We start from the raw sequence: 19,457 nt of genomic DNA, 5'->3' as shown, positions 1-19,457 counted from the left end.
AGCCGACCGCGTTCGGGTGCCCTCGGTGCCACACTGGACGCCGACCCGGACCCTGGCGATCAGCCCCGGAAGGGTACCGTAAGCAGCGAATGCGGGGCCGAATCCGCGTTCGACGGATGGTCTGCCTATACACCTCTCGCAGCACCTCAAGTGAACGATCCTTGCTTTTTCACTCGAACGTGTGTTTGGCGCAACCTTTCGAAAGCAACTACCGTTGTCCAACTAGGGAGAACATTTCGAGAGGGGCCGACGACGTGACCACGACCGCAGACAGTGCCACCATCACTGCCCAGAACCGCTCCCAGAGCCGACTTGAGCCGGTGCATGCCATGAATGACGCAAGTCAGAATCCGGAGACGGAGCCCGCACGCCCCGCTCGCTCGCTGCCGGGCCGACCTCCAGGCATCCGCGCCGACAGTTCCGGACTCACGGATCGGCAGCGCAGGGTCATCGAGGTCATCCGCGACTCCGTGCAGCGCAGGGGGTACCCGCCGTCGATGCGGGAGATCGGCCAGGCGGTGGGACTGTCCAGCACCTCGTCGGTCGCGCACCAGCTGATGGCCCTGGAGCGCAAGGGCTTCCTGCGCCGCGACCCGCACCGCCCCCGGGCGTACGAGGTGCGCGGCTCGGACCAGCCCAGCTCGCAGCCCACGGACACCACCGGCAAGCCCGCCGCGTCGTATGTTCCCCTGGTGGGTCGGATCGCGGCCGGCGGCCCGATCCTCGCCGAGGAGTCGGTCGAGGACGTGTTCCCCCTCCCCCGCCAGCTGGTGGGTGACGGCGAACTCTTCGTCCTCAAGGTCGTCGGCGACTCGATGATCGAGGCCGCGATCTGTGACGGTGACTGGGTCACCGTCCGCCGCCAGCCCGTCGCGGAGAACGGCGACATCGTCGCCGCGATGCTGGACGGCGAGGCCACGGTCAAGCGGTTCAAGCGCGAGGACGGCCATGTCTGGCTGCTCCCGCACAACGCCGCCTACCAGCCCATTCCGGGTGACGAGGCGACCATCCTCGGCAAGGTCGTCGCCGTACTGCGCAGGGTCTGACCCTCGCACCCTCAGCCAGCTCCGGGACCTACTGCGCCGGTCCCGGAGCTGCTTCGTGTCCGGATTCGCATCGCCGCCACTGCCGCTTTCCGAGTACGGCTACTTGCCGTCCGCCTGAGCGGTCGCGTCGATCGCGGCCAGCGAGCGACGGACCTGGTTGCGGTCGGTGGTGTACCAGAAGTCCGGGAGCGTGGCCCGCAGGAAGCTGCCGTAGCGAGCCGTCGCCAGTCGGGGATCCAGCACCGCGACCACACCCTTGTCGCCGGTGGCCCGGACGAGCCGGCCCGCGCCCTGGGCCATCAGCAGCGCCGCGTGTGTGGCGGCCACCGCCATGAAGCCATTGCCGCCACGCTCCTCGACCGACTTCTGTCGCGCGCTCATCAGCGGGTCGTCGGGACGCGGGAACGGAATCCGATCCATGATCACGAGCTGACAGCTGGACCCCGGCACGTCGACGCCCTGCCACAGTGAGAGCGTCCCGAACAGGCAGGTCCTGGGGTCCGCGGCGAAGGCCTTGATCAACTCGCCGAGGGTCTCCTCGCCCTGGAGCAGGATCGGGTGGTCGAGTCGCTCGCGCAGTTCCTCGGCGGCGGCCTTGGCGCCCCGCATGGAGGAGAAGAGGCCGAGGGTGCGGCCGCCGGCCGCTTCGATCAGCTCGGCGAGCTCGTCCATCATGTCGCCGCGGGTGCCCTCCCGGCCGGGTGTGGCCAGGTGCTTGGCGACGTACAGGATGCCCTGCTTGGGGTAGTCGAACGGGGAGCCGACGTCCAGGCCCCGCCAGACGGGTGCGTCGTCGCCCTCCACTCCTTCCGGGGACAGGCCCATCGACGCGGCGACCCCGTTGAAGTCTCCGCCCAGCTTGAGGGTGGCGGAGGTGAGGACCACTGAGCGGTCCTCGAACAGCTTCTCGCGCAGCAGCCCGGACACCGACAGCGGTGCGACGCGCAGGGTGGCACCGAACCGGTCGTGCCGCTCGTACCAGACGACGTCGTACTCGGATCCGAGGACGATCCGCTCCGCCACGCCATGGATGCTCTCCACGGCGGCGAGGGCCTGCTTGCGCACGGCGTCCTCGTCTTGAACGGACTTGTCGCGGGTGTTGCCGATCGCCGAGATCACGTTGCGCGCGGAATCCCGCAGGGACATCAGTGCGTAGCCGAGGTCTTCGGGGACCGTCTCCAGCCGGCCCGGGAGCGCCAGTTCCATGACGCGCTCGAACGACTCGGAGGCGGTCTGCAGGGCGTCGGCCGTCTTCTCGTCCACGAGCTTCGCGGCGCGCTTCACGGCCCGGTTCACCTGCCCCGGGGTGAGCTCGCCGGTCGCGACGCCCGTCACCCGGGAGACCAGTTCGTGGGCCTCGTCCACGATCAACACCTCGTGCTGCGGCAGCACCGGGGCGCCTTGAATGGCGTCGATGGCGAGCAGTGCGTGGTTGGTGACGACCACGTCGGCGAGCTTGGCCCGTTCACGGGCGGCCTCGGCGAAACATTCGGCGCCGTAGGCGCATTTCGTCGCACCCAGGCACTCGCTGGACGAGACGGAGATCTGCTGCCACGCCTTGTCGGAGACGCCGGGCGTCAGGTCGTCACGGTCACCCGTCTCGGTCTCGTCCGCCCAGTCGCGCAGACGCAGCAGGTCCTTGCCGAGCTTGCTGCTGGGGGTGGCCGCCTCGAACTGGTCGAAGAGGCCCTCCTCCTCGTCCTGCGGCGCGCCCTCGTGCAGGCGATGCAGGCACAGGTAGTTGGAGCGGCCCTTGAGCATGGCGAACTGCGGGCGGCGCCGGAGCTGCGGATGCAATGCCTCCACCGTCCGGGGCAGGTCGCGCTCGACGAGCTGGCGCTGGAGGGCCAGGGTCGCGGTGGCAACGACCACGCGCTCGCCGTGCGCGAGGGCGGGCACCAGGTAGCCGAGGGACTTGCCGGTGCCGGTGCCTGCCTGGATCAGCCGGTGGGAGTTCTCGTCGATCGCTTCGGCAACGGCTTCGGCCATGGCCACCTGGCCGGGCCGCTCCGTGCCGCCGACGGCGGAGACGGCGGCATGCAGCAGGTCGGGGAGGGAGGGCTTCGTCATAGCACTGCCAACCCTACGGGGCGCCACTGACAGTGCCCGCATCGGCGAGTGATCACGACCGGTGGAGGGGATTGGGGACGGTGCCGTACGTGACGGCGTGCGGGCGGTCCGGTCGGTCGCGGTAGCCGTCCTCGTGGAGCCGGTTCCGGTTGAGGCAGAGCCGGTCGATCCGCTCGCTGAGCAGGTCGAAGAGCTCGAAGCGCTCCTTGAGGTCCGGGAAGCGGGACTGGTGGTGGAGGATTTCCGCCCGGACGAGGGACCAGAAGTCGTCCTCGGGCACCCCGAGCCGGTCGTCGCAGATCGCGGACAGGTACCGGAACACACCGATGAACAGTCCCGAGTGGATGAACTGGGTGAGGAAGGCCGGCGGCTCGGTGAGGAGGGCGGCGCGAACCTCGGCGGGCATCGACTCGTGTTCGGGCAGCGGCTCGCGGCTGATGTTGATGTCGTCCACGAAGTCCTTGACCGCCAGCCGTACGGGGACGTCGTTCTCGTCGAAGACCACGATGGCGTTCTCTCCGTGCGGCGAGAAGACGGTCCCGTAGCGGTAGAGGAAGTGGAGCAGCGGGGGCAGCAGGGCCGAGAAGAGGCGCTGTAGCCACACGGTCGGGGTGAGCCCGGAGCGGGCGACCAGCTCCGCGGTGAAGGAGCGGCCGCGCGGGTCGGTGTGGAGGAGCGAGGCCAGGGTGCGGGCCCGCTCGCCGGGGGCGAGGCGGCCGGTCAGCGGCTCGCGCCAGATCGCCCCGAGGAGCTCCTTGTACTGGTAGGGGACCTCGGGGAGCCGGTCGTAGACGGCATGGCGGACGGTGACGGACGCGACCTCGCCGAGCAGGATGACCCCGCAATCGTCGCGCAAGAAGGGATCGGAGTCGCGGAGGGAGTGGATCCATCCGGTGACGGCGGGTGCCGCGAGCGCGAGGTCCGAGGGCAGGCCCCGCCAGACCATGGTGTTGAAGACGGAGAGCGGCAGTTTGACGCTGTGCCGGTCGGGGCGGGTGAGGTTGAGGAAGGTGCGGATCGACTGCTGCGGGAGACGCATGTCGAGGTCAGCGGGCAACGGCACCAAGGCACCTGACGCGAGGGCCGGCGCGAACAGGGGCAGGACGATCTCGTCCCACTGCCAGGGGTGCACGGGGAGGTAGAGGTAGCCGAGCGGGTCGAGACCGCGCTCGCGCAGGACCTGGTCGAAGCCGGCCCGGGTGACGGGGTCGAGTTCGGCGGAGTAGAGGCGTGCGGGGTCTTCCAGACCGGCTGTGCCGCGGTACTCCGCCAGGGAGGTGTGCGCGGCGAGCCAGGGCAGCCGCTGCCGGGTGCGGGCCTCGGGGGCCCAGGTGGCGGTGTCGGAGGCGGACAGTCCGATGCGGCCCTTGTTGAGGACGAGCCAGGGGTGGCCCGTCTGGTGTCCTTCGAGCGCGGCGTAGTCGAGGTCGGCGAGTACGTCGGCGGTCAGGGCGTGGTGGTCGAGCCGGGCGTCGGCGGCGAGCGTGGCGCTCAGCTCGCGGACCAGGTGACCGAGGGTCTCCCCGTCGACCCGGAGGAGGGTGCGGGCTCGGACCAGGAACTCGTACGGGTCCCCGAACGCGGTCGAGATCTCCGTGGAGGGGGGCGGCGGTGTGAGTGTGACGGTGTCGGGCGCGACCTGCCAGCTCCCGTACGAGCGGCGGCGCGCTCGGAAACCGAGGCGTGCACCGTCGTCGAGGGTCAGGGTCCAGGCGTCACCCGCTGCGGACGGAGCCGGGACGGGACTGACGATCTCCTCGTACGCGAATTCGCCGAGCATCTTGGCGAGCAGCCTGCGGGCCGCGAAACCCCAGGTCGATCCGTTGATCTCGGGCGGCGTGGCCGGGTGCTGGGGCGACGGGGGCAGAGCGGGCTCCGCGGAGTCGGGGGCTTCGGGGAAATTCGGCACGGGACTCCTCGGAGATCGGGAACTTTGCTGCGTGACGCAGAGTTTTCGAAGGGAGAGGCGTGCGGCGGAAGCGGAAGCGGACGCGGACGCGGATGCGACTGCGGATGCGGATCCTTCGGAGCGATGGGGCGGCGATCAGATGAGATTGCGCAGCGCCCGCTCCCGGATCATCAGTGCCGCGCGCTTGTCGGGAAGGTCGATCTCGGCTGAATAGCGAAAGCCGGAGTTCAAGAAGGCGGATACGGAGGGGGTGTTGCGGATGTCCGGTTCGGCGATGACGCGTGTGCAGCGCGGACGGTTGTCGAGCAGCAGGTCGGCGACGGCACGCAGCAGGGTGGTTCCCAGACCTCTGCCGCGGTTCGTGCCCTCCCCGATGAGCAGATGGATACCGGTGTCGTGCGGGCGCGCCGGGTAGTACCGGGCGAGCGGGTCGAGGTCGGCCCGGTAGATCTCCCAGTAGCTCATCGGCGTGCCGTCGAGGAGACCGAGACAGGGAAGGCTGTGGCCGTCGCCGTCGAGTTGGGCGCGCAAGTGATCGGCGGTGGTTGAGGCGGGGCCGGCGAGTTCCCAATGGGCGGCCACCTTTGGGTCGTTCATCCAACCCACGAGGAGGTCCAGGTCTCGACGGGGGCGTACGGGTTCGAGGCGGAAGGCACCGGCAGAGGTGGGTACGGCGCCCCACGCGGCCGGCGAGTCGAGCAGGTCGGCTTCGGCGAGCAGGGGCCACCGCTGCTGGGGGCGGCGCGTTTCGCCGAGGTAGTAGCCGGTGGTGGCGAGAGCTGAACCGACGGGACCGGTCGAGGTGTCGGTGGAGGGCATGGGGGCTCTTCTCCGTGTCGGTGCGGGCGCGTCAGTCGTGAAGGGGGTTGGTGATGGTGACGTAGACGGATTGGGTGTCGACGGGTCCGACGAGTTCGTCGAGGCCGCCCAGGCGGGTGAGCAGGTTGGCTTTGCAGCGGAGGGTGGGTGAGTCGAGCAGCTGGGCGGGGAGCGGGCCGAGGCCCGAGTTCTTGCCGAGGAAGCGACGGAAGGCGGCAAGCAGTACGCGTTCGTCGGCGAGGTGTTGGGATCCGAAGGCGCCGATGAGACCGAGCACGTTGTTGATGCCGAGGTAGTAGGCGAAGCGTTCGTCGGTGACGGCGTCGGAGACGAAGGTGTCGCTGGCGCTGCCGATACCGGGGAGCCGGTGCTGCAGTTCCGCGCGGTGGGAGTCGCGGAAGTAGTAGCCCTGGTTGTCGCGGTAGCGGCCGCCGATCGGCCAGCCGGCCGGGTCGAGGAGCACCAGGGTGTTCTGTTGGTGTGCTTCGAGGGCGACACCGGCGAGCGCGTCGAGGGCGAGGATCGGCAGGACGACGTGGTCGAGGTAGCGCAGGAACCACTCGGCGGCGACGGCGGGGACCGGCCGCCCGGTGGAGGTGGCGAGCCGAGCGACGGTCTCGGCGAGCGGGGAGCGCATCGTGGTCCGACCGGGCCACGGGCGCGGGGTGGTGAGCGCGGCGATGCAGAGGGCGTCGTCGCCGGAGCGGAAGGGGTTGTGACGGAGCAGGGCGTCGAGTCCCGGGACGGGGGCGCCGTCCGGGGAGTCGACGGCGACCCAGGCGGGGTCGCGGACGATGTCGAAACCGGGATGGGTGGCCTGCCATTGCTCGGCGAGGCCGGTGCGGAGGAGGCGGTGGACCTCCACGCCGCGGTGGAGTTCCTTGCGGAGGTTCTCCCTGCGGGAGTTGGTGATGCGCAGGCCCAGGGACAGCTTGAGCATCGCGGGGGAACCGGGGCGGTGGACGGTGCGAATGGAGGAGGTGGGGTACCAGGGGTCGCCGTACGGGCCCAGGTCGGTCAGAAGTCCGGCGTCGAACAGGGCCGCTACGTCAGGACGTTGAAGCAGGTCGCGGGCCTGCCAGGGGTGCAGCGGAAGAGGGGTGGTGCCGGCGGGCGGTTGGAGGCCGGGGGCGAGGCGTTCGAGTAGCCGGGCGGCGGAGGCGGGGCGGCCGCGTTCGGTCCATGCGGAGTCGGTGGCGAGCGCGGCGGGTGCGACCGCGAACCAGTGCAGGGGGAAGGAGCCGTGGAGTTCGGGTGAGTAGCGGCGCACCTCGGCTTCGGAGAGCCCTTCGCGGCTCTTCGGGGTCGGGTGCAGGGGATGACCGAGAAGGAGGGACTGTTCGGCGGTGAGGAATCGGTCCGCGGCGACGGGGGCGGGGGCCGCGGGGCGGGCCCGCCGGTCGGCGATGAACTCGGCCGTGCGCCGGACAGAGTCGGCGACCCGGCCGACCAGATCGGCGCCGCCACGGCCGGTGCCCTCGCGGGCGATGAGCGCGGCGAGGGTCACGGCGTCCAGGGCGGGGGCTTCGGCCGGGGCCCCTTCGATCCGGGCGGGGGCAAACCGATGCCAACCGGCCGGGGACCAGTGACGGACAGGAACGAGCACCGCCGTGCCGGATGCGGGGAGGGGGATGCGGAGGGGCGTCGCGGCGGACCCGTCGGGGCGGCCGAGACCGCTTTCGCGGACCCAGCACCGCAGCAGGTTCTCCACGGCGGCGGCCTCGGCGGCGATGGCCGGGTCGGGGTGGTCGAGCGGATCGGCGGGCATCGAGGACTCCGATCCGACCGGGCCGCCTCCTCCGGCTCCAGACCTGCCAATCCCGCCCAGCTGCCTGGGCACGCCGACGACGGGAGACAGCGTGGTGTGGTGCGAATCGGACGACGCCTCGGCCGGGGCTGGCGCCTCGGGCGGGTGCGGCGCCTCGGCCGGGTGCGGCACCTCGGCCGGGTGCGGCACCTCGGCCGGGTGCGGCACCTCGGGCGGGGACGTCGGATCCGCCGGGACCGGCGCCTCGGCCGGGGGCGTCGGATCCGCTGCGGGCATCGGGTCGGCCTCGGACGCGGGGGTGGCTGATGCGGGATAGCGTTCCGGGTCGGTTGGGGCGCGGTCGGGCTTTGCGACGCCCGAGGCGCGGTGGGATCCCGGCAGGTCTGGCGCGCGGCCGGGCTGTGGGGAAGCTGAGGCACCCTCGGGCTCCGGCACGGTTGGGGCGCGGAGGTACCCCGGCACGTCCTGGGCGGTGTCGGGCTCCGAGGCGGGTGGAGCGGCGTTGGGCGCCGAGGCGGTGTCGGGGCCGGGTGCGGTGTGGGGGCGGGGTGCGGTGTGGGGGCGGGGCGGGGTCGGGGAAGTACTGGCTGCCGGTGCCGGCTCCGGACGGGCGATCGGGGCCGGTAGGGCGGGTTCCGGTTGCGGAGCGGGGGCGCGTACCGGGGAGGGGGCGAGGCGCGGTGAAGGTGCTTCCTCCCGGGGCGGTCCGGAACTCGGGAAGGCCGCCTGGCTCGGGCCGGGGCCGCCCTCTCCCGGGTCAAGGGACCGGGCCGCGACCGAAGCGGGCCCCGATCCGGCGAGCGGGGTGGGCGCGAGCCAGAGCAGCGGGGTGAGGTCTCGGTCGGTGACTCCCTGTGCGGGCGTGCCTTGTGGGGGCCGGGCGGCGAGCCCTGAGCCGTGGTTCGGGGCCGGCCGAGCCGGGGTCCTCCCCTGGGAGGGATCCGGGGCCGGCCAGGACGCGAGGGTGGCCGGCGCGGGGGTCGGGCGTCCCGTTGCCGGACCCGGCGTGTGCGGCTGTGCCCCCATAGGCCCGTGAGTTGAGGTCCGGTCGCCGAGGGGCTCGGTCCGTACCGGGCCGACCGGGTGGGCATGGAGGGGGGCCTGGGCGGGACGTGCCGCTGTCCAGTCCAGACCCGCCGTCGGTGCCAGGGGCGGCGCCGACCAAGCCTCCGGTGCCGAGGCCTTCTGGGCCTGCGTCCATCCCGAATCCGAGGCCCGGGCCGGGGCGGGCGATTGCGGAGTCCAAGCCGAAGTCGGGGCCGAAGCCCAGGCCGAAGTGGGCGCTGAGCGGACCAGGTCCCCGGCCGCCGGGCCGCTGATCAGACCCGTGGTCGGGTCTACCGACCCTGGGACCGGTGACGAGGCCGGGACGGTCGAAAGGGCCGGGGCCGGGGTTGGTCCCAAACCCGGGGCCCTGACCGAGTCGGCCGAAACTGAGGTGGACGAACCCGACTCGGCCAGGGCTGAGGCCGCCGCGCCGCCGGCCGGACCGGCGGTCGGGCCTGCCGGGGCCGCGCGGTCGACAGGAGACGGGGTGGGTTCCGGACTCTGATGGCGATGGCCGCCCGGGCTGAACTCCAGGGCCGGGAGTCCGGCCAGGCTGGGGCCCACGTCAGGGTAGCGGCTCACGTGCCTCTTGGACTCGTCGCTCGCGCTCTCCCCAGCCTGGAGGCTCAAGCCAGGGTGGCGGCTCTTGTGCCCGCTGAACCCGGGGCTCGGGGTCGCCCCCGGGCTGAACTCCGGCCCCGGGCTCAGGCTCGACGCCGGGTCGCACCTCAGAGCCGGGCTCGGCGCCGGGGTGAGCCTTGCCTCCAGGCTCGGACTCGGCGCCGAGGTGAGCCCCTCCTCCCAGCCCGGACTCGGCGCCGGGGTGGGGCCCGGACTCGGCGCCGAGGTAAGCCCCGGAGTCGGACCCGAACTCAGGCTCGACGCCGGCTCGCGGCTCAGAGCCGGGCTCGGCGCCGGGGTGAGCCTTGCCTCCAGGCTCGGACTCGGCGCCGGAGTGAGCCTGGTCTCCGGGCCCCGGTCCGGGCCAGACGCCGGGCCCGGGCCCGGCAAAGAGGTGAGCCCCGGAGTCTGGCCCGGGCTCGACGACCGGGTGAGGCTCGGCGCCGGGCCGCCGGCGCTCGGGGGCGGGGTGGGGTGGGGGGTGGAGGAGTCCGGCATCGGGGGTCCTTGGGGTGCGGGTGGGGTCAGTGGGGCCGTCGGGAGGCGGCGGCGATGGCGTCGGCGAGCCGGTCCAGGACGGCGGCGGCCTGCTCGTCGGTCAAGGTCAGCGGGGGGAGCAGGCGGACCACGCAGGAGTGGCGGCCGCCGAGTTCGACGATCAGCCCGCGGTCCAGGCATTCCTGGCGGACCGTGGCGGCGAGGTCCGGGGCGGCGTCACCGGTGTCCGGGTCGACGAGTTCGACGCCGAGCATCAGGCCTCGGCCCCGTACGTCGCCGATGCACGGATGATCGGCGGCCAGTCCGCGCAGGGACGTCAGCATGCGTTCGCCCAGCAACCCGGCGCGTTCCGCGAGGTTGTTGCGGCGGACGTAGGCCAGGGTGGCGGTGCCCGCGGCCATGGCCAGTTGGTTGCCGCGGAACGTGCCGGCGTGGGCACCGGGGGCCCAGACGTCGAGTTCGGCCCGGTAGACGATCACCGCGAGCGGCAGGCTGCCGCCGATCGCCTTGGACAGCACCATCACGTCGGGCACCACTTCCGCGTGGTCCACCCCCCAGAAGGCGCCGGTGCGCCCCACGCCCGTCTGGACCTCGTCCGCGATCAGCGGGATCCCGCGGGCCTCGGTGATCTCGCGCATCCGCCGAAGCCAGTCGTCCGGGGCGGGGTGGACGCCGCCCTCGCCCTGTACGGGTTCGACGATGAGTCCGGCGGGGGTGGGCACCCCGCCCTTGGGGTCGTCGAGCAGGCTCTCGGTCCAACGGGCGCCGAGCCGGGCGCCCTCGGCCCCGCCGACACCGAACGGGCAGCGGTGGTCCTGCGGGTACGGGAGTCGGGTGACCCGTACGTCGGGGGCTCCGCCGGAGGCGTCCAGCGCCCCCGCGGTCATGCCGTGGTACGCGCCCGTGAAGGCCATCAGCCCGGAACGGCCGGTGGCGGTGCGGACCAGTTTGAGCGCGGCTTCCACGGCGTCCGTCCCGGCCGGGCCGCAGAACTGGATCCGCGCGTCGGCCGCGAGCGCCGCCGGCAGGTTCGCGAACAACTCGGTGGTGAAGGCGTCCTTGACCGGGGTCGCCAGGTCGAGGACGTGCAAGGGTGCCCCGGAGTCGAGGACGCCGCGGATGGCTTCGAGCACCACGGGGTGGTTGTGTCCGAGGGCCAGGGTGCCCGCGCCGGAGAGGCAGTCGAGGTAACGCCGCCCGTCCGCGCCCTCGATCGTGAGGCCCCGGGCGCGTACCGGGACGATGGGCAGCGAGCGCGCGTACGTCCGGGCGGCGGACTCCCGTTGCGCCTGCCGGCGCAGGATGGTTTCGGCCGCGACGGGCCCTCTGGTTCCTTGCGGCGGGATCTGCTCCGCGGCCGCGGCCGACTCGGTGAAAGCCTCGCTCAAAGCCACGAGTGTCGGTCCTCCCGCACGGATTCTCTTCCGGATTGCGTCTCGAACATGAACGCTGCTCCCCCGTCCCCCGTACGTACCAACGACGGTGACGGCCGCGGATCACGGGTGGGCCGAAGATCCTTGTTCGCCGGGCGCCGCCCGTCGGATGTCTGCCGGGGTCCGCCGGGATGTCCGTCGGATGCCCGACAGGCGTCCGCCGGGGTGTCCGTCGGATGTCCACCGGGATGTCCGAATCGAACAGGTTCCAAGGACGGTTCGAGGGGCAGGAACCGCGGCCCCGGGCTGTGCCGTCCTTGGGAGCAGCGGCATAGTGGGGTGCTGCGCTTGCCGCACAACTGTGCGGCGACCGCACTCCACCCCGTTCAACGCCTCGAAACACCAGGGGGATTTACGACATGCGACCGATCCGACCGGTCACCGCGATCCTGTGCGCGGCCGCGCTCGCGCTGACCGCCACAGCCTGCGGCCCCGGCGACGGGGAGGCCGGCGGCGACGCCAAGCCGACCGTGGCTGCGAGCCTTCCGTCCGGCGCCACGGACGGGATCACCATCCCGGACGAGCTCAGGGACAAGCTCAAGGAGCACGGCGTCGACCTGGAGAAGTGGCGGGGAGGTGCGTGGAAGAACTGGAAGCAGGAGGACTGGCTGCGCGAGGCGGGCGACTACATCAATCCGGTCATCGAGGGCCTGTGGGACCCCGACCGGATGCGTGACGCCGACAAGACTCCGCAGCCTCCGGCCGTGGACCCGGACGCGGGCAAGGACCAGGGCGTCACGGACCCGACCCCCGTGCCGGTGCGGGCGAAGGGGGCGGCGGCGCCGTACCACTCCAGCGTTCCGGCGTCCGGCAAGGTCTTCTTCGACGGCCCCGAGGGCTCGATGGTCTGCTCGGCGACCGTGGTGAAGGACCCCGCGCACCCGGGCAAGTCCAACATGGTCTGGACGGCGGGCCACTGCGTCCACGCGGGCAAGGCGGGCGGCTGGTACCGCAACATCGCCTTCGTCCCGTCCTACAACAACGCGGGCAAGGCATCGGCGCAGCTCAAGGGCGCGCCGCGCGAGCAGGTCGCCCCGTACGGCGTGTGGTGGAGCGACTGGGCGCAGACCTCGGACCAGTGGATCGCTTCGGGTGGTCCCACCGGTGGCGCGGGCGCCCCGTACGACTTCGCGGTGCTGCACGTCGCTCCGGAGAAGGGCAGCGGCAAGTCGCTGGAGGAGACGGTCGGTTCGGCGCTGCCGGTGGAGTTCAACGCGCCGGCGGTGGGCAAGGTCGCGGGCATCACGGCGACGGGCTACCCGGCGGCGGCTCCGTTCGACGGCCAGCGGGCGTTCCAGTGCACGGACAGGCCCGGTCGTCTGTCGTTGAGGGCGGCCGATCCGGTGATGTACCGCATCGGGTGCACCATGACCGGCGGTTCCTCGGGTGGCGGTTGGGTCGCGGCGGGCGCCGACGGCAGGCCTGCGCTGGTGTCGAACACCTCGATCGGCCCGGCCAAGGCCGGTTGGCTGGCCGGTCCGCGCCTGGGCCCCGAGGCCAAGGGCATCTACTCCGCGGTGAGCGCCAAGTTCAAGTAGCGGGTGAGCCGGGCGCCCGATGAGGCGTCCGGCCCCACGCGGAGCAGGCGCCGCAGGCGCAGCAGGCGCAGCAGGCCGGACGCCTCGTCGGCGTGGAGCAGCACGTGACGGAGGGCCCCCGCGATCGCGGGGGCCCTCCGTCACGTGCTGTCGAGCCGTGTCACCTGCTGTTGCGCCGTGTCACGTGTGCCGGCGCTGCACCGACCCGTGCGCCGGCGCCTCACCGATCCGCGGGCCGGCGCCGGCACCGACGCGCCCGTCAGTGCTTCGCCTGCGCGCCCGTCAGTGCTTCGCCGGCACGTACGGTGCCAGGTCCGCGGCCAGTTCCTGGTGGACCCGCGCCTTGAGCAGGGTGCCCTCCGGGGTGTGCTCCTCGGAGATGACCTCGCCCTCGGCGTGTGCCCGGGCGATCAGCGAGCCGCGGGTGTACGGCACGAGTGCCTCCACCTCGACCTCGGGCCGCGGCAGCTCGGTGTCGATGAGCGTCAGCAGCTCCTCGATGCCCATGCCGGTGCGGGCCGAGACGGCGATGGAGTGCCGCTCGATGCGCAGCAGCCGCTGGAGGACGAGCGGGTCCGCCGCGTCCGCCTTGTTGATCACGACGATCTCGGGCACGTTGACCGCGCCGACCTCGCGGATGACCTCGCGCACGGCCGCCAGCTGCTCCTCCGGGGCCGGGTGCGAGCCGTCCACGATGTGCAGGATGAGGTCGGAGTCGCCGACCTCCTCCATCGTGGAGCGGAACGCCTCGACCAGGTGGTGGGGCAGGTGCCGGACGAAGCCGACCGTGTCGGCCAGGGTGTAGACCCGGCCGGAAGGCGTCTCGGCCCGGCGCACGGTCGGGTCGAGGGTGGCGAACAGCGAGTTCTCCACCAGGACGCCCGCGCCCGTGAGGCGGTTGAGCAGCGAGGACTTGCCCGCGTTGGTGTAGCCGGCGATGGCGACCGAGGGCACCTTGTTGCGCCGGCGTTCCTGGCGCTTGATGTCGCGGCCGGTCTTCATGTCCGCGATCTCCCGGCGCATCTTCGCCATCTTCTCGCGGATCCGACGCCGGTCGGTCTCGATCTTGGTTTCACCGGGGCCTCGGGTGGCCATGCCGCCACCGCCGCCGCCACCCATCTGACGGGACAGCGACGCGCCCCAGCCGCGCAGACGCGGCAGCATGTACTGCATCTGCGCGAGGGCGACCTGGGCCTTGCCCTCTCGGGACTTCGCGTGCTGGGCGAAGATGTCGAGGATGAGCGCGGTCCGGTCGACGACCTTGACCTTGACCACGTCTTCGAGGGCGATGAGCTGGCCGGGGCTGAGCTCGCCGTCGCAGACGACGGTGTCGGCGCCGCTCTCCATGACGATGTCGCGCAGCTCGCGGGCCTTGCCGGAACCGATGAAGGTGGCCGGGTCGGGCTTGTCGCGCCGCTGGATCACACCGTCGAGGACGAGGGCGCCCGCCGTCTCGGCGAGGGCGGCGAGCTCCGCGAGGGAGTTCTCGGCGTCCGTCACCGTGCCGGAGGTCCAGACACCGACGAGGACGACGCGCTCCAGGCGGAGCTGTCGGTACTCGACTTCGGTGACGTCTTCGAGCTCGGTGGAGAGGCCGACCACGCGCCGCAGGGCCGCGCGCTCGGAGCGCTCGAACTGCTCGCCGTCCCGGTCTCCGTCGATCTCGTGGCTCCAGGCGACGTCCTCTTCCATCAGGGCATCGGCCCGAAGGCTCTCGGTGAAGCTCTGCGGTTCACGCACGTCCTGTGCGTCCCGCGCGTCCTGGGAAGGGGAAGAAGAGGAGGTCATTGGATCCTTACGTCGATTCGAATGCGTCGCGCCCGGCAATGGCCAACGCTACCGCCGAACGTGACATAACACTGTCACGTCCAACGCGTCACACCGCCCGGTGATTCCCGGAAGCCGAGCCCCGGCCCCGATCGGTCGCCGAACGGCCTCGTTGATGGTGACATGCCCGTTCCGGGCCCGTCACACGCTTTTCGGGCCGCCCCATTCCGGGTGCCCCGGCATCGCGGGGGTGGTCGTGCCGTACAGCCAGGGCTTGAGGAACGCCGTCAGGTCGCGCCCCGCCTCCTGTGACGCCAGGCGTACGAAGTCGTCCGTGCCGGCCGTGGAATCCGAGTGCTCGGCCACCCAGCGCCGCTCGATCCGGTCGAAGGCCGGGGCGCCGACCTCTTGGCGCAGGGCGTACAGGATCAGCGCGGCCCCGTCGTAGACCACGGGCCGGAAGAGCCCGATCTTCTCCCCGGGGGCCGCGGCCTTCGGGGCTGCCGGGGGGCCGCCGGCGGTCCGCCACTGGTCGGAGCGCTGGTACGCCTCGCGCATGCGCCGCTCCAGGGAGTACGTGCCGAGCCCGTCGGCGTACAGGGCCTCGTACCAGGTCGCGTGTCCTTCGTTGAGCCACAGGTCGGACCAGGTGCGGGGGCTCACGCTGTCGCCGAACCACTGGTGTGCGAGCTCGTGGACCATCACCGATTCGACGTACCACTGCGGGTAGCCGCCGTTCCCGGAGAACAGCCCGTGCTCGAAGAGCGAGAGGGTCTGCGTCTCCAGCTCGAAGCCGGTCGTGGCCCGGGCGATCAGCACCCCGTAGTTCTCGAAGGGATAGCGCCCGACGCGGTCCTCCATCCACTGGACGTGACCCGCGGTCTTCTTCAGCCAGGGTTCCAGCCGCGTCCGGTCGGCGGCGGGCACGACGTCGCGCAGCGGCAGCCCGTGCGGACCGGTGTGGTGGACGACCTCCGAGGTTCCGACGGAGACCTGGGCCAGCTCCGTGGCCATGGGGTGCAGGGTGCGGTAGGTCCAGGTGGTGGGGCCCGCCGCGCTCCGGGCCGGGAGCGCGCCCGGGATCCCGTTGGCGACGGCCGTGAGCCCGGCCGGGGCGGTGATCCGGAAGGTGAAGTACGCCTTGTCGGCGGGGTGGTCGTTGCACGGGAAGACGCGGTGGGCGGCGTCGGCCTGGTTGGCCATGGCCAGGCCGTCCTCGGTGGGTACCCAGCCGCCGTCGCCGCGTCCGCGCGGGTCGCTGGTGTGGCGCACGGTGATGCTCAGCACGGATCCCTGTGTCACCGGGCGCGCGGGGGTCAGCACGAGGTCCTCTCCGGCGCTCTCGAACCGCGCCGGCTCCCCGTTGACCTCGGCGGACGCCACCTGCCCGTGGGTGAAGTCGAGGTTGATGCGTTCCAGCGCGTGCAGGGTGCGGGCGCTGATGACGGTGACGGCGTCGAGCGGGGTCCGGTTGTCCTTGTACGTGAAGGACAGGTCGTACGAGAGGACGTCGTACCCGGGGTTGCCGAGCTCGGGGAAGAGCCGGTCGCCGATGCCCAGCGACCGGGGCGGGGGCAGGACGGCGGCGACGAGGGTGAGCGAGGCGGCGGCGAGCAGGGCGGCACGCAGGCGGGGGGAGGTGAGCTGCATCCCCCATCGCTTACCAGCGCCCGGCGGCGGCCCGCGAACGGCGCGCGTCGGGTGCACCCGAACGAGGGCGTCGGACGCCGCGGCGCGACCGACGTGCGTTCCACCCCCGGATCTCCGTTCCCCGAACCCCCGGCCCCCTGTCTTCCCCGCCGGGCCCGGCTGTCCCGCTACGCCCGGCTGACGTCGTACACGCCCGGTACGTCCCTCATCGCCCGCATCAGGGCCGGCAGTCCCGTGGCGTCGGGCAGTTGGAGGGTGTACGAGTGCCGGACCCGTTGTTCGACGGGGGGTTCCACGGTCGCGGAGACCACCTCGACCCCTTCGCGGGCGATCGCTTCGGTCAGGTCGGCCAGGAGGTGCGGGCGGCCGAACGATTCGGCGAGCAGCGTCACGCGGCAGTCCGCGGTGGCCCGCCAGCGCACGGCGACGGACGTACGGCCGACGGCGCGCATCTGGGCCACCGCCGGGCAGTGGACGCGGTGCACGGTGACGGCGCCCCCGCGTACGACGAACCCGGCGACGGCGTCCGGCGGCACCGGGGTACAACAACCGGCCAGCCGTACGTGTGCGTCCGGCAGGTCGGCGACGGCGTTCGCCCCGCCGCCCCGCGCCCCCACGACGGAGAGCGGGGCCCGGGCGGCTGTGGTGGTGGCGGCCGCGGAGTCGGGGTGGGCCTGGAGCCAGCCGCTGATGGCGATCCGGGCGGCCGGGGTCCTGGCGTGGTCGAGCCAGTCGGCCGCGGGCCCGGAGGAGGCGTCGTGCGCGAGGAGGAGTTGCACGGTGTCGCCGTCGGACAGCCGGGAGGAGAGGGAGGTGAGGCGCCCGTTGACCCGGGCGCCGATACAGCCGTGGGCCGCCTCCCCGTACTGGGCGTAGGCGGCGTCGATGCAGCTCGCCCCGCCCGGCAGGCCCAGTGTCCCGCCGTCGGCCCGGAAGACGGTGATCTCGCGGTCCTGGGCCAGTTCGGCGCGCAGCACCGTCCAGAACGTGTCGGGGTCGGGTGCGGACTGCTGCCAGTCGAGCAGTCGGGACAGCCAGCCGGGTCTCGTGGGGTCGATCCGCTCCTCGTCGCCTTCGGCCGCGTCGACCGGCGGGGTGGTGTACGGATTGCCGAGCGCCACCACGCCGGCCTCCGCGACGCGGTGCATCTGCCGGGTGCGGACGATGACCTCGGCCACCTGCCCCTCGGCGGTGGCGACGGCGGTGTGCAGCGACTGGTAGAGGTTGAACTTCGGGGAGGCGATGAAGTCCTTGAACTCCGATACCACCGGGGTGAAACAGGTGTGGAGTTCGCCGAGGACCGCGTAGCAGTCGGCGTTCTCGCCGACGAGGATGAGGACCCGCCCGAAGTCGGAGCCGCGCAGTTCGCCGCGCTTGCGGGAGATGCGGTGCACGGAGACGAAGTGGCGGGGTCGGACCACGACCTCCGCGGCGATGCCGGCGTCGCGCAGGACGCCGCGCACGGAGTCCGCGATGCCGGGCAGCGGGTCGCGTTCCCCCGCGTGGGCGGCGATGAGGGCGCGCGTCTCCTCGTACTCCTCGGGATGCAGGATCGCGAAGACGAGGTCTTCCAGTTCGGTCTTGAGGGCCTGTACGCCGAGTCGTTCGGCGAGCGGGATGAGGACGTCGCGGGTGACTTTGGCGATGCGCGCCTGTTTGTCGGGGCGCATCACGCCGAGCGTGCGCATGTTGTGCAGTCGGTCGGCGAGTTTGATGGACATGACGCGGACGTCGTTGCCGGTGGCGACGAGCATCTTGCGGAAGGTCTCGGGTTCGGCGGCGGCGCCGTAGTCGATCTTCTCCACCTTGGTGACGCCGTCCACGATGAAGCAGACCTCGTCGCCGAACTCCTCGCGTACCTGATCGAGGGTCACGTCCGTGTCCTCGACCGTGTCGTGGAGCAGGGACGCCGTCAACGTCGTTGTCTCCGCGCCGAGTTCGGCGAGGATCAGGGTCACGGCGAGCGGATGTGTGATGTACGGCTCACCACTTTTTCGCATCTGGCCGCGGTGAGAGGTCTCGGCGAGCAGATATGCGCGCCGCAGAATGGACAGATCGGCGTCCGGATGGTGGGCACGGTGCGCTTCCGCCACGTGTCCGATGGCGTCCGGAAGGCGGTCCCGGGACGTGGGCCCGAGCAGGGCCGCGCGCCCGAGCCGGCGCAGATCCAGCCTGCTCCGGCCCCGTCTACGCAGCTCAGGGCGCGCTTCGGGGTGTGCTTCGGGGTTCGTGGCCTCTGCACTCATGGGCACCTCCGGCGGCTTCGACCGGCGGTGGTGGGCATGGGGTGAGCCCTCAGGGCCGGTGCCTGATGTTACCGACCCCACCACGTGGCGCAGTCCACCTCTCGCTCAGCGTGAAACGGATCACCCATTGGAGGGAACCTTCACGCGAAAGCCGTTTCGGTGAGCCAGGTCGGATCGAGCTCGCCCTCGGCCACGATGACGGCCGGCCCGGTCATGTCGATCTGCCCGTCGGGGTGCTCGGTGATGACGAGTCGGCCGCCGGGCAGGTCGACGGTGTACGTGACCGGTTCGCCGGTCTCGGCCGGGTCGAGGCCGTCGCGTCGGATGGCCGCCACGGCCACGGCGCAGGCGCCGGTGCCGCAGGAGCGGGTCTCGCCGGAGCCGCGCTCGTGGACGCGCATCGCGACGTGTCGGGGGCCCCGGTCGACGACGAACTCGACGTTGACTCCGGTCGGGTACGCGGACGCGGGGCTGAACGGCGGTGCCGTGTAGAGGTTTCCGGCGTCGTCGAGGCTGTCGACGAAGGCAACGGCGTGCGGGTTGCCCATGTTGACGTTCCGCGCGGGCCACGCACGCTCGCCGACGGAGACGGTGACGTCCCCGACGGGCAGTTCGGCGCGGCCCATGGAGACCGTGACGTCGCCGCTCTTGTCGAGGTGGACGCGCTTGACGCCGCCCCGGGTGGCGACGGCGAGGTCGCCGGGCTCGACGTGGCCGGCGTGCAGGAGGTAGCGGGCGAAGACCCGTACCCCGTTGCCGCACATCTCGGCGATGGATCCGTCGCTGTTGCGGTAGTCCATGAACCACTCGGCCTCGTCGGCCAGGTGCGCCGTGTCGGGGTGGGCGGCGGAGCGCACGACGTGCAGCACCCCGTCGGCCCCGATGCCGGCCCGTCGGTCGCACAGCCTCGCGACGGCGGTCGCGGGCAGCTCGATGGCGTTGTCCGGGTCGGGGACGATCACGAAGTCGTTCTCGGTCCCGTGGCCCTTGAGGAAGGAGAGGGTGCGGTGCGTCACCAGGTCATCGTACCTTCGGGGCTCTTTCG

At 72.1% G+C, this 19,457-nt stretch carries 12 protein-coding genes; 2 read left to right on the top strand and 10 right to left on the bottom strand.

The features are described 5' to 3' along the window. Positions 1 to 254: 254 nt before the first annotated feature. Positions 255 to 1,046: a transcriptional repressor LexA gene (lexA, locus tag ACIRO3_RS29150; protein WP_267827719.1), complete on the top strand. Its 792-nt coding sequence runs from the start codon at positions 255 to 257 to the stop codon at positions 1,044 to 1,046. Between the two features lie 99 nt (positions 1,047 to 1,145). Here lexA and ACIRO3_RS29145 read toward each other — a convergent pair whose 3' ends face one another. The 5 genes from ACIRO3_RS29145 to ACIRO3_RS29125 form a co-directional block, all read right to left on the bottom strand. Next, a complete protein-coding gene (locus ACIRO3_RS29145) occupies positions 1,146 to 3,116 on the bottom strand; it encodes an ATP-dependent DNA helicase (protein ID WP_404141699.1) in 1,971 nt (656 codons plus the stop codon). Between the two features lie 52 nt (positions 3,117 to 3,168). Further along, positions 3,169 to 5,025: an IucA/IucC family protein gene (locus ACIRO3_RS29140; RefSeq protein ID WP_404141697.1), complete on the bottom strand. Its 1,857-nt coding sequence runs from the start codon at positions 5,023 to 5,025 to the stop codon at positions 3,169 to 3,171. A 135-nt stretch (positions 5,026 to 5,160) separates the two neighbouring features. Beyond that, positions 5,161 to 5,844 (bottom strand): GNAT family N-acetyltransferase, encoded by a 684-nt coding sequence (locus ACIRO3_RS29135; RefSeq protein WP_404141695.1) that lies wholly within the window; start codon positions 5,842 to 5,844, stop codon positions 5,161 to 5,163. Between the two features lie 31 nt (positions 5,845 to 5,875). Further along, entirely contained in the window at positions 5,876 to 7,888 is a 2,013-nt protein-coding gene (locus tag ACIRO3_RS29130; RefSeq protein WP_404141693.1) for an IucA/IucC family protein, read from the bottom strand. Positions 7,889 to 9,804: 1,916 nt separating this feature from the next. Then, positions 9,805 to 11,124 carry a diaminobutyrate--2-oxoglutarate transaminase family protein gene (locus ACIRO3_RS29125; protein ID WP_404141783.1) on the bottom strand — a complete coding sequence of 440 codons (1,320 nt, stop codon included), beginning with the start codon at positions 11,122 to 11,124 and terminating at the stop codon, positions 9,805 to 9,807. Positions 11,125 to 11,570: 446 nt separating this feature from the next. Here ACIRO3_RS29125 and ACIRO3_RS29120 point away from each other — a divergent pair, with 446 nt between their 5' ends. Next, the gene (locus ACIRO3_RS29120) at positions 11,571 to 12,749 is read left to right on the top strand and encodes a hypothetical protein (protein WP_361773487.1); all 1,179 of its coding nucleotides are present in this window, start codon (positions 11,571 to 11,573) and stop codon (positions 12,747 to 12,749) included. Here the strand turns inward: ACIRO3_RS29120 and ACIRO3_RS29115 are convergent. The 5 genes from ACIRO3_RS29115 to dapF form a co-directional block, all read right to left on the bottom strand. Next, complete coding sequence (locus ACIRO3_RS29115; RefSeq protein WP_404141691.1) at positions 12,719 to 12,853, bottom strand: hypothetical protein; 135 nt, start codon at positions 12,851 to 12,853, stop codon at positions 12,719 to 12,721. The two genes, ACIRO3_RS29120 and ACIRO3_RS29115, sit on opposite strands and share 31 nt — an antisense overlap. Positions 12,854 to 13,031: 178 nt before the next feature. After that, complete coding sequence (hflX, locus tag ACIRO3_RS29110) at positions 13,032 to 14,537, bottom strand: GTPase HflX (protein WP_361773490.1); 1,506 nt, start codon at positions 14,535 to 14,537, stop codon at positions 13,032 to 13,034. 180 nt (positions 14,538 to 14,717) lie between these two features. Next, on the bottom strand, positions 14,718 to 16,166 hold the full coding sequence (locus ACIRO3_RS29105; protein WP_404141689.1) for a M1 family metallopeptidase: 1,449 nt from the start codon (positions 16,164 to 16,166) through the stop codon (positions 14,718 to 14,720). A 167-nt stretch (positions 16,167 to 16,333) separates the two neighbouring features. Continuing rightward, the gene (locus tag ACIRO3_RS29100; RefSeq protein WP_404141687.1) at positions 16,334 to 18,412 is read right to left on the bottom strand and encodes a RelA/SpoT family protein; all 2,079 of its coding nucleotides are present in this window, start codon (positions 18,410 to 18,412) and stop codon (positions 16,334 to 16,336) included. A gap of 140 nt (positions 18,413 to 18,552) precedes the next feature. Continuing rightward, positions 18,553 to 19,428, bottom strand: coding sequence for a diaminopimelate epimerase (dapF, locus tag ACIRO3_RS29095; RefSeq protein ID WP_404141686.1), 876 nt, complete (start codon positions 19,426 to 19,428; stop codon positions 18,553 to 18,555). Between the last annotated feature and the right edge of the window lie 29 nt (positions 19,429 to 19,457).

The organism is Streptomyces sp. NPDC102278 (assembly GCF_044766345.1).
Taxonomy (GTDB): domain Bacteria; phylum Actinomycetota; class Actinomycetes; order Streptomycetales; family Streptomycetaceae; genus Streptomyces.
This window is presented reverse-complemented; position numbering and strand designations above follow the sequence as displayed.